This window comes from Planotetraspora phitsanulokensis (assembly GCF_016863295.1).
In the GTDB taxonomy this organism is placed as follows: Bacteria; Actinomycetota; Actinomycetes; order Streptosporangiales; family Streptosporangiaceae; genus Planotetraspora; species Planotetraspora phitsanulokensis.
In genome coordinates this window covers 85,447-99,237 of sequence record NZ_BOOP01000026.1, presented here as the reverse complement: position 1 = coordinate 99,237, position 13,791 = coordinate 85,447, and the positions used below count along the sequence as shown (strand labels likewise).

The 13,791-nt window shown below is 72.2% G+C and carries 7 protein-coding genes; 6 read left to right on the top strand and 1 reads right to left on the bottom strand.

Going from position 1 to position 13,791, the window contains the following annotated elements; genetic code table 11:
* The first annotated feature begins 1 nt into the window (after position 1).
* From Pph01_RS27430 to Pph01_RS27410, 5 genes are all read left to right on the top strand, one after another.
* Positions 2-1,420, top strand: coding sequence for a glycosyltransferase family A protein (locus tag Pph01_RS27430; protein ID WP_204076055.1), 1,419 nt, complete (start codon positions 2-4; stop codon positions 1,418-1,420).
* Positions 1,421-1,502: 82 nt separating this feature from the next.
* The gene (locus tag Pph01_RS27425) at positions 1,503-3,005 is read left to right on the top strand and encodes a glycosyltransferase family 2 protein (protein WP_204076054.1); all 1,503 of its coding nucleotides are present in this window, start codon (positions 1,503-1,505) and stop codon (positions 3,003-3,005) included.
* 52 nt (positions 3,006-3,057) lie between these two features.
* Positions 3,058-6,519, top strand: a complete 3,462-nt coding sequence (locus Pph01_RS27420) for a bifunctional glycosyltransferase/CDP-glycerol:glycerophosphate glycerophosphotransferase (protein ID WP_204076053.1) — start codon at positions 3,058-3,060, stop codon at positions 6,517-6,519.
* Positions 6,520-6,555: 36 nt separating this feature from the next.
* Positions 6,556-9,567, top strand: coding sequence for a bifunctional glycosyltransferase/CDP-glycerol:glycerophosphate glycerophosphotransferase (locus Pph01_RS27415; RefSeq protein ID WP_204076052.1), 3,012 nt, complete (start codon positions 6,556-6,558; stop codon positions 9,565-9,567).
* Complete coding sequence (locus Pph01_RS27410) at positions 9,564-11,087, top strand: glycosyltransferase family 39 protein (protein ID WP_204076051.1); 1,524 nt, start codon at positions 9,564-9,566, stop codon at positions 11,085-11,087. Before Pph01_RS27415 ends, Pph01_RS27410 begins: the two co-directional genes overlap by 4 nt.
* Here Pph01_RS27410 and Pph01_RS27405 read toward each other — a convergent pair.
* The gene (locus Pph01_RS27405) at positions 11,027-12,634 is read right to left on the bottom strand and encodes a stealth family protein (RefSeq protein ID WP_204076050.1); all 1,608 of its coding nucleotides are present in this window, start codon (positions 12,632-12,634) and stop codon (positions 11,027-11,029) included. The genes Pph01_RS27410 and Pph01_RS27405 overlap by 61 nt on opposite strands.
* A 156-nt stretch (positions 12,635-12,790) precedes the next feature.
* Between Pph01_RS27405 and Pph01_RS27400 the strand changes: the two genes are divergently transcribed.
* The gene (locus Pph01_RS27400) at positions 12,791-13,678 is read left to right on the top strand and encodes a CDP-alcohol phosphatidyltransferase family protein (RefSeq protein WP_204076049.1); all 888 of its coding nucleotides are present in this window, start codon (positions 12,791-12,793) and stop codon (positions 13,676-13,678) included.
* Positions 13,679-13,791: the final 113 nt, after the last annotated feature.

Below are 13,791 nucleotides of genomic sequence, written 5' to 3'. Positions count from 1 at the left end.
GATGGCCGGCATCCGGATCCCGCTCAACGACTACGGAGTGCTCGGCGATCCGCCGGACCCGGGTGCGTGGACGCCGACGCTGACGGTCAGCGTGATCGTCTCCACACGCGGCCGCGAGCGGACGTTGCCGCTGACCCTGGCCGGCCTCGCGTCCCAGAGCTATCCACGCCATCTGATGGAGGTCATCGTCGTTGACGCCGGTGACGGACCGCCGATCTCGCTTTCCGGCCGTGTGCCCGAGCGCATCCGGGTCGTCAGGCCGGAGCCGGGAACGCCGTGGACGCCTGGCGCGTGCGACGGCGACGTCGTCCATCTGCTCGACGCCGATCTGCTCGTCCCGCCCGAGCACATCGAGGCGCACATGCGCTGGCATCACCTCGCGGACCACCTAGTCGTCCTGAGCCGTCCGCTGCACGTGCCCGGCGCGCACGGCGGGAGCCTCGACGCCGAGGCGCTCGCCGCCGTCGAGGCCGGGTCGGTCGAGGGGTTCGCGGGCCGGTCCGGAGCCCTGGAGCGCAGGCAAGAGTGGGACGGAGCCTCGGATCTGCGGGAGGCGGGGGCGAAGGCGTTCACCGCGATGGGGGGCGCCCCCGCCTCGGTTCCGGCGACCCTGCTGCGCGCGAGTGGCGGAATTCAGCCGGCGCAGGAGTATCTCGAGCTGGGATACCGGCTCGCCCAGGCCGGGGCGGTATTCGTGGCGGAAAGGAGTGCACGGAGCGTGCGGGTCGGCGGCCCCGTCGCCGGGCCCGACCGGTCGTACCTGGCCGAGCGCGTGCCGTCGATGCGCCGGCTCAGGAGGCGGCCCGGGCGGACCTACCTCGTGCCGTACGTCGAGGCCGTCGTGCCCGCGGAAGGCGCGGCCGTCCAGGACGTGCGGGCCACGGTCGACGGTCTGCTCGCGAGCGACCTGCCCGACGTCGTCGTGATCGTGGCCGGCCTGCCGCGCGGCGGAGCGCGGATGATCCGGGACGCCTACGCGGGCGAGACCCGGGTGTCGTTCGCCGGGCACGTCCCCGACCCGGAACTCCCCGTCCCGTTCCGCTTCCACTGCCCGCCGGGCTGGGTGCCTTCGCGGAAGACCCTGGAATCGATCCTCGCGTTCGCCGAGCGGAGGGGCCTCGGCGTGTTGTCGCTGGCCCTCGACGAACAGGAGGGCGTCGTCAGCGCCCGGCTGGAGCGCACGGCCGCCGTGAACCGGGCCCGTCGCCTCGCGCTACCGGGGGACGACCTGGACGATCTGGTCCACGAGACGTTCGCGACGCTCTGGGAGGCCGGAGAGACCTGGGGAATCGTCCGGCGCGAGGCTCCCGCCCCGGCCCCGCCCCAGGAGACGGGACATGACGGCCGGAAGAGGGAACCCGCCCGGCCAATCCGCACCTCTCTGCGACGCGTGCTTATACCGCTTCTGACGCGCACGTGAAGAGCTGGTAAAGCAAAACGGCCGTCACTATGCGTGACGGTAACGTTTCAACTCGCTGTCGCATGCGACACCGGGGGGGACAATGGCAAAGCCTGAGGTGAGCGTGATCCTGCCGACGCGGGACGCGGGCGGGTGGCTGCGAGACGCTCTCGACTCCATCGACGTCCAGAGGTTCCGCCACCGCGTCGAGGTGATCCTCGTCGAGGAGGGTGCCCGCGGAGACCTCGCGGACGAGGTCCGTGTGCTCGGCAAGCCCATGCGCCGGGCCGAGACCGTCACCGCCGCCGTGGCCGGCGCGCAGGGCCGCCATCTCGCCTTCCTCGACGCCGGCGACGTGTACGTGCCCGGAGGGCTCGACGGCCTGATGGAGCTGGCCGCCCGGCATGACGCCGACGTGGTCGTCGGTGACATGGCCGGCACCGCTCCCGGCTGCGCGTGGCGCAAGGAGCTCGCGCTGGGCGAGCGGGTCATCGGCTCCGTCGCCGAGGCGCCGGACATCGTCTGCGGCGGGCCTGCCTCGAACAAGCTCTTCGCGCGTGAGCTGGTGGCGACCACACGGGCCGATCTGTCCCATGGCGTCCCGGCCCTGCTGGCGCTCATGCTCGACGCGCGCCGCCTGGTGCTGAGCGACCAGATCTGCTGCAGGCCGGCCCGCGACCAGGACGCGGCTCGCGTCAAGGCCCCGTACTCCGGGGACGATCCGTCCCTCGAGGAGGACGGGATCATGGCACGTCTAGCGGACGCCGAACAGGTCGCCGGGCACTGTGAGGGCCGTCCGCCCGAGGTGCGGCGGGCTCTCATGCGCTGGGTGGGCGCCACGCAGCTCCGTCACGCCGAGGCCGCCGCGGCCACTCTCGACGACGCCGGGCTCGCCGACTTCGCCCACCGGACGTCGATCATGTTCAAGGAGATCTCCCCGCCGGTGATGACCGAGATCCTCACCGAGGCCCTGGCGAGGCGCGGCGGCCGCCTGGACGACGGGCTGCGCGCGATCGGGACCTGCCTGGGGGAGCCCGAGACGATCCGGCGCCCGGTCGCCCGGGGGCGGCTCCGTGTGCTCTCGGGCCGCGTCTACCTGGACCTGCCTGATCTCGAGACGTTCGGCGACCTGCTCAGGGTCCAGCCGCTGACCGCCGTCGTCTGCAGGCTTCGCCCGGCCGGCCACGCCACCCTGCTCCGGGTGGGCGGCCAGGTCCTCGCGCCCGGGCTCCTCGCCACGCAGGGAGAGGTGCGCTCCGACCTGCTGCTCGAGGTGGGCGACGCCGTCTGCCGCCGGGAGGTGCACGTGACCCGGGCCAGGCCGGGGTTCTTCTCCTGGTCCTGCGACCTGCCCGAACGCGCCCTGCCGTACGGCGAGGCGGGGCTGCGGCTGGTCGCCCGCGACCGGTTCGGAGCCGAGACCGGGCTGCCGCTGAGCGTCATCCGGGACGAGCGCGTGGTCGCCGACTTCGAGGGACGCCGCGTCAGGCTGCGCGGCACCCCGGAGGGAGCCGGGCTCGTCGTCACCAGGACCGGACCGCTGCGCTGTGCCGTGACCAGGGCGCGCGTCCTCGGGGCGGCGATGCGGGGAAACGTCCACCGCTGATCGGCGCACCGGAAGACCGCCATCCGACGGACGAGTTCTAAGGATTCCACCTGTGCCTCGCATCAGCGTCATCGTCCCGATCCACGACGTGGAGCTCTACCTTCCCGCCTGCCTGGAGTCGGTGGCGGCGCAGACCTGGGAGGACCTCGACGTCGTCATGGTCGACGACGGGTCCCCGGACTCGAGCGCGGAGATCGCCGGGCGGTTCGCCGAGCGGGACGGGCGGTTCCGGTTGATCCGCCAGGCCAACCGCGGGCTGGGCGCGGCGCGCGACACGGGGGTCCGCCACGCGACCGGCGACTTCCTCGCCTTCCTCGACGGCGACGACCTGCTTCCGCCGTACGCGCTCGAGTACATGCTGGGGAGCCTGCAGGAGTCCGGCTCCGACCTGGCCACGGGCAACGTCGGCAGGTACGACGGACGGCGGGTCCGGCAGTCGGCGATGCACCGGGCCGTCTTCGCCGGGCCGGCGACCACCACGCACGTGACGCGTAGCGCAGGCCTGATGAGGGACCGGCAGGTCACCAACAAATTGTGGCGCCGGTCCTTCTGGGACGCGCACGGCTTCAGCTTCCCCCACGGCGTGCTGTACGAGGACATGCTCGTGGCGTTGCGCGGCCACGTCCTCGCGGGTTCGGTCGACGTCCTGCCGGCCCAGGTGTACCTGTGGCGTGAACGCGCCGCGGGCAGCCGGTCCATCACCCAGAAGAAGACCCGGGTGCAGCACCTCACCGACCGCTTCTCCGCCGTGTTGTCGGTGCGGAGGTTCCTCGAGGCCGAACGGCTCGCCGCGCACATCCCCGCCTGGGACCACGCCGTCCTCGACAGCGACCTGACGAACTTCGTCGACGTCCTCGACCAGGCGTCGGAGGCCTACCGCGAGCGCTTCCTCGATCTCGCCGGCGAGTATCTGGGCCGCGTCTCGCCCGCCGTGCTGGACGGGCTGCCGGCCCTCAGGCGGCTGGAATGGCACCTCGTCCGGCACAGGCGGGCGGCCGACCTGCTGGAGGTCGTCACCTGGGACCGTCAGGCGGCGTCGGGGGACAGGCTCGTGCGACGGTTCGGCCGGTCGTACCTGGCCACCCCGTTGCTGGAACGGCTGCCCGCCGCGCTCTCGCGCTTCGCCGACACCCTCCACCACCGGATCGACCAGATCGGCTGGCGGGAGGGCAGGCTGGTCGTGGAGGGACGGGCGACGCCGCGTCATCTGCGCCCGACCCGGCGGTTCCACCAGCAGGTCTTCGCGTCGGTCGTCCATGAGGAGACCGGGCGGCGCGTCCGCGTCGGTGCGTCGGTCAGGCGCTCGAAGGTGTCCCGGGGCGGGCACGACGGCCGCGAGGACTGGGGCGGGTTCCGCCTCACGATCGATCCGAGGAGGCTCGCCGCCGACGAGGGACTGTGGCACGTCGAGATGCGGCTGCTCCACCGGGGCGCGGTGGTGCGGGGGCCGCTCGCCGATCCGGGAGCCGGCCGCTCCACGCAGGTGGGCGCCCGGTCTGCCGGGCGGGGCCGGTACGTGGTGCCACACTTCACGGAGGCCGGGGTCCTGGCTCTGCGAGTGGACGGCGAGCGGGCGCGGGTCGTCAGGCAGAGCCTGTGGGGCGGCCGCCTGCGCCTGGAGGGCGAGATCGTGGCGGACGGCCCGGCCGCCAAGGGGGGCGCGGCCGCAAAGGGAGGCGCGGCCGCCAAGGGGGACGCCCGGAGCCGGTCGGCGCACGCCGGAGGGCGCAGGGCCGGGGATCGCGTCGCCGGGGGCCTCGGCCCAGAGCCGGTGCTCCGCGTGACGCGCAGGCCCGGCGGCGTGCCGCTGCTTTATCCGATCAGGACCGACGGCCGCGTGTTCTCGGCCGACATCGACTTGCGTGACGTCCTTCCCGCACGCAGGAGGTCCGTCACCGAGAGAGGGCTGGCGGACCCGTCCGCCGAGTGGCGGGTCGAGGTGCGATCGGCCGACGGAGTGGTGACTCCGGTGACCTTCGCCGAGGACCTGCCGGCCGGGCGTCATGGCCTCGCCGGGCGGGAGGTCGTCGTGTTCCGCGACCATGGCGGCGGCCTCATGCTGCGCGACCAGCCCGCAGCCGCGTTCGTGGACCTGGCGGAATGGCTCCCCGGCGGCGAACTGCTGATCGAGGGCGGCTTCGCCGAGCCGTACGAGCCGGCCGCCCTGGTGGTGCGCGCACGCGACGGCAGACTCGAGCGGACGGCGCCGGTCGAAGGGACGGGCGCCCGGTTCCGGGCGCGGCTCACGCCGGAGGCCGTCGGCTCGCCACTGGGCCGGCTTCCGCTGCCGCGCGGCCGGTACGGCCTGGCCGTGCGGGTCCGGGGCTCGGACCGGGACCTGCCGGTCGAGTTCACGCCCGGCTGCGCGCTGGTCCACGAGACGGCCCGGCGCACCTTCACGCTCGACGGGGACGGCGCCGGGCACGCGGTCCTCGCCGTGAGCGGCGATCTGTCGGGCGACGAGCGGGGCGTCCGGGCTCAGCGGGCGTTTCGCAAGGAGTCCTATCCGGCGTCGCGCGAAAAGCCGATGTGGCCCGCGGTCCTGTTCGACTGCGACGACGGCACGGCGTTCTCCGACAGCCCCCGTGCCATCTACCAGGAGCTCAGGCGGCGGGGGACGGAGCTCACCGTCCTGTGGAACGTGCACGACGGCCAGGTGGCGCTCCCCGGTGATGTGGAGGCGGTGCGGACGCACGGGCGGGAGTACTACGAGGCGCTCGCCCGCTGCCGTTACGTCGTGACCAACGACCATCTGCCGCCCTGGTTCGAGCGTCGGCCCGGTCAGACGGTCCTGCAGACCTGGCACGGGTCCCCGCTGGGGAAGATCGGCCACGACGGAGCCGTGCGGCATGGGCGGCTGTCCAGGCAGGTCGCGCAGTGGAGCCACCTGCTGTCGGCCGGCCCCTGGTGGACGCCGCTGCTGCGGCAGGCCTTCGGGTTCCATGGGGAGATCGTGGAGGCGGGCCTGCCACGCAACGACGTCCTGCGGGCGTCGGGACACGAAGCGGGGGCCGCGCGTGTCAGGAGGAGGCTCGGAGTCCCGGACGGGTGGCGGCTCGTCCTGTACGCCCCGGAGGGGGAGGAGACGCTCGACCTCGAGTTCGTCGCCGCCGCGCTCCGTGACGACCGGGTGCTGCTCGCCCGGCGCGCGGACGAGGGCCGGGCCACGCCCGCCGGCGTGCTCGACGTGTCGGCGTTCCCCGACTGCCACGAGCTCTATCTCGCCGCCGACGCGCTGGTGACGGACTGCTCCAGGGCGATGTTCGACTTCGCCGTCACGGGCCGTCCCATCCTGTTCCACGTCGACGTCCCGCCGACCGGCCTCTACCTCGACTTCCGGGCCGAGGCGCCGGGCCCCTGGCTGAGCACCGCGGACGAGGTCGCCGAGGCGATCCGGGACCTCGGCGAGGTCGCGGAGAAGTACGCGGGACTGGGCGACGCCTTCGCCGCACGCTACTGCCCGATGGACGACGGCCGGGCCGCCGCCCGGGTGGCCGACCGGCTGTTCGCCTGACGCGCCGGCGGGATGGAGACGACGGGATCGAGATTGATGGACCATGCATCCGCATGCCGGTCGACGCCTGCCCCCGTGCTCTCGGTGGTCGTGCCCGTCCTGGGCGAGGAGGAGCATCTCGGGGAGTGCCTCGACTCGCTCAGGGGCCAGGCCCTCACGGGGATCGAGATCGTCCTCGCCGGTCAGGGGGCGGGAGCCGTACGAGATCGGTGGTCGTCCGTCGTCGTGCCGGAGGGGCGGGACGCGGGCGCGGCGAGGAACGCGGGCGCCGAGCGGGCGAGAGGGACCTACCTGGCCTTCGCCGGTGCCGATTCCGTGGTGCCCACCGGGGCCTACCGGGCGCTCGTGGAGAGCCTCGAGGTCACCGGGTCGGATCTGGCCTGTGGAAGGTCCGCTCCGTTGCCCGTTCCGCTGTCCGTGGGACGCACGCCGGGGGAGACCGTGGAGGACTCCGCCTGGCTTCCGGGTACCGACGGCGTCGGCGTCCCCCGCACGCACATAACGCGGCTTCCCCAGCTGATCCATGACAGATCGATGGCGAACAAGGTCTTCCGCCGCACGTTCTGGGACGAACACCGGTTCCGGTTCCCCGACGGCGTGCCCGCGGACTTCCCCGTCGCCATTCCCGCGCACGTGCTCTCCCGGTCGACGGACGTGCTCGCCGACGTCGTACGGCTGTGCCGCCCCGCGGCGGACGAACCCGCCGACCCCGAACGGCGGCTGGCGGCGATGCTGGACGTCTCCGCCCTGCTGGAGCGGCACGACCCCCGGCTGAGGACGCACTGGGACGGGGAGGTGGAGGAGGCGGTCGCGGAGGTCCTCGACACCGCCGCCGTCCGGAGGGACCTCGGCGGGCTCTGGGCCCTCGCGCCCGCCCTCGCGACGCTGCACCCCCACGCGGCCGACGGGTCGACCGCGCTCAGGCGGCTCATGTTCTTCCTGCTGATCCGGGGAATGGCGAAGGAGTTGTCGGAGGTTCAGCGGTTCGCCGGAGAGCAGGTCATGGACTGCGGCGTCGTCCGGCGGGGCCTGTTACGCCCCCGCTGGTTCCACGACTACCCGTTCCTGTACGACGACAGGATCTCCGACGAGGTCTTCTCGGCGGCGCACGACCTCAAGCTCCGCGCGCGTGTCGACGACGTGCGAAGCGGCGGCGACGGCGTGGTGCGGATCGAGGGGCATGCCTACATCGCCCATCTCGGCAGCCGGCGCAGCCGCCTTGAGCTCTGGCTCCAGCGGGGCGGTGAGCGGATCGAGTTGCCTGTCACGCGGATCCCGCGGCCGGATGTGACCGCGAACTCCCGACAGTCCGCCGTGTGCCATGACATGTCGGGATTCGCGACCGAGGTCGCAGCACACGACCTGCGGTCCGGCCGGTGGACGCTCCACGTCCGCGTCTCGGCCCACGGGGTGACCCGGTCCGGCCGTGCCGCGGGCGCCCGGAGTGCGGGCGAGCGGACGTTCAGCGCCGGCGGGGTGCGCGTCACCCTCACCCGGGAGGACGGGCTGGTCCTCAGGGCGGCCGCCCATCCGGCCCCGGCGCCGCACCCGGGAGACCAGGTGACCGCCGTCGAGTGGACCGACGCCGACGAACTGGTCCTGTCCGGAGTGGGGGACGGCGACGGGGACCGGATCGTGGCGGCGTGCGGGGCGGAACGCCACGAGTGGCCGCTGCGCCGCGAAGGCGGCCGCTGGTCGGCGACGGTCGGCAGGACGGCCGGGGGACTGCCGCTGCGCAGCGGGACATGGCGGGTGTCGTCCGGCGGCCGATGGCTGCGGCTGAGCCCCGGCCTGGTGGCGGAGTTGCCCGGGCCACGCACGACCCCGATCCACGAGATCTCCTTCCGCACCAACCTGGCCGGGGAGCTCAGCCTGGCGGTCAGGCCCGCGCTGGGACCGGACGAGCGCGGCCGTCGCGCGACCCTGCGGCGGCGCAGGGGCGGCCCGTTCCACGGCGGACCCGCGGGCGGACTGCTCCGCGGCGGCGGACGGCTCGGGGACGCCGCGCTGTTCGACAGCTACGGAGGCGGCCAGTACTCCTGCAACCCAAGGGCGATCTCCGAGGAGCTCGCGCGCCGTCATCCCGGCACGGAGCTGATCTGGGTCACCCGGGACGGGCAGTTCGCGCCGCCGCCGGGCGTCCGAACGGTCCTGTACGGCTCCCGCGAACACGAGCACGCGCTGCGCACCAGCCGTTTCGTCGTGGCCAACCGGAGGACCCAGCCCAGCTGGTACCGCAAGCGTCCGGGCCAGCTGTTCGTGCAGACCTGGCACGGCACGCCGCTCAAACGCCTGGGCCGCGACATCGGCGCCATGCCGTACGCGCAGCGGGACCTGGACGGCGACCTGGAGCGCTACGCCGCGATGTGGGACGTGCTGATCTCGCCCAACCCGTTCTCCACACCGATCCTGCGCAGCGCCTTCGGCTTTCCCGGGGAGGTGCTGAACTCGGGTTATCCCCGCAACGACGTGCTCTTCCGCCAGGAACAGGGCGCGCGGGTGCGCCGCCTCCTCGGCGTCCCCGAGGACAAGCGGATCGTCCTCTACGCGCCCACGTGGCGGGACGGCGAGCCGGGCGCCCGGGGCGACCTCCGGCTGCGGCTCGACGCCGGCCGGGCCGTGGACGCCCTGGGCGACGACCACGTGCTGCTGGTCCGGGCGCACTACCTGGTGGCCGACCGCATGTCCGTCCCGCCGGGTGCCATCGATGTCTCGAGATTTCCGGATATGGCCGATCTGCTGGCCGCCGCCGACGTGCTCGTCACGGACTACTCGTCGGCCCTGTTCGACTTCGCCTGCACGGGCCGGCCGATGGTGTTCTTCGCCTACGACCTCGAGCGGTACCGCGACGAGGTGCGCGGCTTCTACTTCGACTTCGAGGCCGACGCCCCCGGGCCGATCGTCCGCACGTCGGACGACGTCATCGAAGTACTGAAATATGGCGACCCATCGTCTTACAAGGTCAGATACGACGACTTCCGATATGCCTTCTGCCCGTGGGACGACGGCCGCGCCTCCGAACGAGTGGTCTCCAGGATGCTGACATGAACCTCGTCGTCCCCCGCCTGGCACGCCTGTCCGTTCCCCGGCCGAGCGCCTGCGTCGCCGTACCGGCCGCGCTCGCGCTCGTCGCCGGGCTGTGGGACCTGGGCGGCCCGCCTGTCTGGCGGGACGAGGCCGCCACGGTCAGCGCGGTGAGCAGGACGCCGTTCCAGCTCGCGCACCTGCTGAGCGGCGTCGACGCGGTGCACGGCGTCTACTACGCGTTCATGCACGTCGTCGCGGTGGTCTTCGGGACCGGCGAGGTGGCGCTTCGCCTGCCGTCCGTCCTGGCCGGGGCGCTCGCCGCCGCGGGCGTGGGCGCCCTCGGTCGGGCGCTCGGCGAGCCGCGGGCAGGTCTGTACGGCGGAGCCCTGATGGCCGTGACACCGGTCTTCTCCCGGTACGTGCAGGAGGCCAGGCCGTATCCGATGACGATGGCGGCGACGATCGGCGTGACCCTGCTGCTCCTGCGCGCGGTCCGGGAGCCGTCACGACGGGCGTTCCTGCTGTACGGCACGGCCCTCGCGGCCCTGGCCTTCCTGAACCTGTTCGCGTTCCTCGTGGTGGGGGCGCACGGCGTCTACGTCGCCTGGTCCCGGCGGTCCTTCGCGAAATGGGCCGCCGCCGCGGCCCTGGCGACGGCCGCGATGGCGCCGTTCGCCTGGTTCGCGTCCGGGCAGAGCGCGCAGATCGGCTGGATCTCCGCGCCCGACGCGGGGGACGCCGGCATGCTCGCCGTCCAGCTCTTCGGAGATCTCGGCGCGCTGACTCCCGCGTGGGCAGGGGTCGCCCCCCTGGTGTGGGGTCTCGCGATCTTCGGCGTCGCCCGCGGGATCCGGCGGACGCGGCAGGCCAGGCACGGCGCGCCGACGCGTGCGCCGCTCACCGAGCTGACCCGGCTGACGGTGCCCTGGCTGTTGATTCCGCCACTCGTGCTGATGGCCGTCTCCTGGGCGGGGCATCCCGTCTACGTCTTCAGGTACGTCGTGTGCAGCGTGCCCGCCGCCGCGCTCCTCGCCGGGGCGGCGCTGGCCGCTCTTCCCCGGAAGGCCGCCGTCGCCCTGCTCTGCGTGGCGTTCGGGTTGTCGATCCCGGGTCAGATCGCGACGCGGGGGGCCGACGGCAGGCAGGACGACCCCGAACCCGTCGCCGCGGTGCTCGCGTCCTCGGCGCGACCGGGCGACGGGGTGGTGTTCATCCCCGGGAAGGTCAGGAAGTACGAGCTCGTGTACCCGGATGTCTTCGCGCGCCTGGACGACGTCGCCCTGTCCAGGTCGCCGATACGCGACGGCAGCTTCGGCGGGCGCCATGTCGGGCGCCGGGCATTGGCCCGCCGCCTGGCCGGTGTCGCCACCGTGTGGGTGGTCGGCCACACCGGGCGGACCCGCAACTGGCAACTCGACGTCCTGAACGGTTCCTACACCCCCGGGGCCCGCTGGACCTCACGAGGCTTGTTCGTCGTGCGCTACGAGCGGCGAGCGGGCGACCCTCCTTGGTCGAGCTCGAACGGCACCGGCGTCGGGTAGTAGGCCCGGAGGAAGCGGACCAGCAGCGCGTCCTGCTCGGGCGTGGTCGGTGCGGTGTCGTTGAGACAGAAGGCGTCGTGCCAGCGCCTGGCCAGCATGCGGCGCAGCTTGGCCGGCGTCTTGCGCAGCGCCAGGTCCACGTAGGTGTACTCCACGTTGCCCGGCACGGCCCTGCCGTTCAGATAGCTGTAGTAGTGCACCAGTGACGACAGGGCCGAGATGTCGGAGGTGCGCCTGAACCTGCTGCGCGACGTGGCCTCGAACTCGTCATTGAACCGCTCCTCCAGTTCGTACAGGACGGAGCGGCGCAGGGCGTAGGGGGCGTGCTTCAGCTTCTGCGTCAGCGTTCGCCCTGAGAGGTCCTCCAGCATGCGCCGGTTGTTCATGCCGGCCGCGTGGACGGGCGACTCCTCGGACTCGGGAGCGCCGAACGGCACGTGCGCCAGGCTGGGGAAGAACCGGGTGATTCCGTTCGCCTCGAAGAACGTCCGCGACGGCAGCGGCCTGCCCAGGAAGAAGTCGTCGTTCAGGTAGAGGAAGTGCTCGGCCAGCCCGTCGATGTGATGCAGCTGGGTCTCGATCGCGTGCGAGTTGAAGACCGGCAGCACCGAGGGGTCGTTGAAGATCTCCTTGTGATCCACCACGCGGACCATGGGGTGCGTCGTGTCGAGCCACGGCGGTGTCTGACCGGCGGTCACGATCCACACGCGGTTGATCCACGGCGCGTACGTCAGCAACGATCGCAGGGAGTACCGCAGCTCCTCTCTGCTGGTGAACCTGGCCTCGGTCGTGGCCATCTCGCTGAGCGTGCCCGTCGGCCCGCCGCCCTCGGCGAGGGCCTGGTCGCGACGGGCGCGCCATGCGGGGTCGGCGCCGTCGACCCAGGTGTAGACCGCGTCGATCGGGAAGTCGATGTCGCCGACCAGGCGCCGGGTGAACTCCGGACGCGTCCGGTAGGTGCGCACTCCCTGGCCCGCGGACACGAGCGTGTTGAACAGTTCCTCGCCCCCCTGGACCGCCTTGGCCTTGGCCGGCACGCTCGCGCACGCGGGATTGGGCCTCGGCGCGATGAGCATGCCTTTCTGCTTGGCCCAGAACTCCAGGTCACAGCCGTGTTCGGGGCCGATCGTCAAGGTTCGCGACGGGCTGGTGAAGTACAGCCCCACCCGCACGGCCCAGGCGTCGTGCAGCTGCGCGGCCACCCGCTTCAGCGGGCGCATCCGGCCGATCTCTTCGGGCGCCCGGCCCCTCGCCCCCTTGCCGTACGGCAGTCGCGCGGCGAGCAGCGGCCTGCCGCTCGAGGCCAACGTGGTGAGCGCCCGCTCGCGGTCGCGCTGTGCGACGGCGACGACGGGCGGGTGGCCCGGCATGGGACGAACGCAGAAGTAGGCCACTTTGGCGGCGGACAGCCGCCTGCAGACGATGTCCAGGGTTTCCCGTTGCGCCTGAAGTGGGCTCGCGTCCTCACGGATCAGAGCCGACCGCGGCGTGGACTCCCCGGATGGCAGCCGCCCCTGCAGCTGCCGGTACAAGGTGATAACCGGCATGATCTCTCCCCCCGGACACGGACTGTAACGGATGGCTGACGGCGTTGGCGGAGGGTTTACCCAGGTGGGGATGACGGTCAAGAAGTGGCAACGAGATGCCCTGCCTGTTATCGAAGTGCGGGTGTCGCGCTACTCGCTGTAGTCATTCTTACCTGCATGGGGCGCTACACGCTGGACGACATACTCGCAACTCGCAAGTCGAGGGACGCTTGGTGGACCGTGTTCATGGTCGACCCGATCGCCTGTCGGCTCGCGCTGCTCGTCGCGAACCACACCTCTCTCACGCCCAACGCGCTCACGGGGCTCTCGATGCTCTTGGGCTTCGGCTCCGTGGCCGCGTTCGGCGTGGGAGAGCTGGCTATCGGAGCGGCGCTGTTCTATCTGAGCTTCATGGTCGACTGCATGGACGGGAAGATCGCCCGTTTGAAGGGGACCGGGACGCCGTTCGGTCTCTGGCTCGACTTCGTCGGCGACCGGATCAGGTTCGCCTGCTGCGCCTTCGGGCTCGGCGTCGGCGAGTACGCGCGCACGGGGGACCACGGTTTCCTCATCGCGGGCGTGGGCGTCGTCCTCCTGGACTTCTTCCGTTACATCAACGGGCCGCAGCTCAAGAAGGTCAGGGAAGCCACCCGCGCACTGGCCAAGGCGAGAGCTCAGACGCAGGTGGTCTTCGTCGAGGACGTGCTCAAGGCCCGGCCGGAGACGGACGCGCTCACGGTGGCGCGGGAGGCCAAGGAGAACCGTGAGGACGGCAAGGCGGTGGTCGACCTGCAGAAGGCGTTCCACGCTCGGTTCCCCTGGTACGACCGGTTCCGACTCACTCTCATCAAGTACCGCGTACGCACACATTTCTTCAGCGGGATCGAGTTCGAGGCGGCGGTGTTCGTCGTCGCCCCTCTGCTCGGCTCATGGGCGTTCGTGCCGACGTCGATCGGCGCGGGCGCGCTGCTGCTGGCCTTCGAGATCAGCCTCATCTATCGCGTTTGGCTGGCTTCGCGCCAGATTCCCAAGAGCGCGCCGAAGAAGGAACAGATCCTTGTCTGATCGGCGGATCTCCACATCGCGCGCCGGAGCCTTACGTCCGGTGCACGAGCGGCGGGCCGCCTCCACGGGGGCGGCGGCCGGCCATCACGCTTCTTAACTCACAACGGGGGATT